At 59.3% G+C, this 297-nt stretch carries 1 CRISPR repeat array.

The features are described from left to right. Positions 1-296: direct repeats of the CRISPR family, unit length 24 nt; unit sequence ACCCCTCCCGGGGTGCGTGAATTG. Position 297: the final 1 nt, after the last annotated feature.

The following is a 297-nucleotide window of genomic DNA, read 5'->3' on the forward strand; positions in this document are numbered from 1 at the left end:
ACCCCTCCCGGGGTGCGTGAATTGAAACTCTTCGTCCACATATCTTGCCTGTTGCTCTGTGATGTCGCACCCCTCCCGGGGTGCGTGAATTGAAACGACAAATCCGCCCGAACGTCGAACAAGATCCAAAAGTCGCACCCCTCCCGGGGGGCGTGAATTGAAACATTGACGGCGGTAGCGCCAACAGCTGGAGCGGGAGGTCGCACCCCTCCCGGGGTGCGTGAATTGAAACGAGTACTGCTCAAGCTGGATCGGTTTCTGCTCCTGGTCGCACCCCTCCCGGGGTGCGTGAATTGA

The organism is Porphyromonas sp. oral taxon 278 str. W7784, assembly GCF_000467855.2.
In the GTDB taxonomy this organism is placed as follows: domain Bacteria; phylum Bacteroidota; class Bacteroidia; order Bacteroidales; family Porphyromonadaceae; genus Porphyromonas.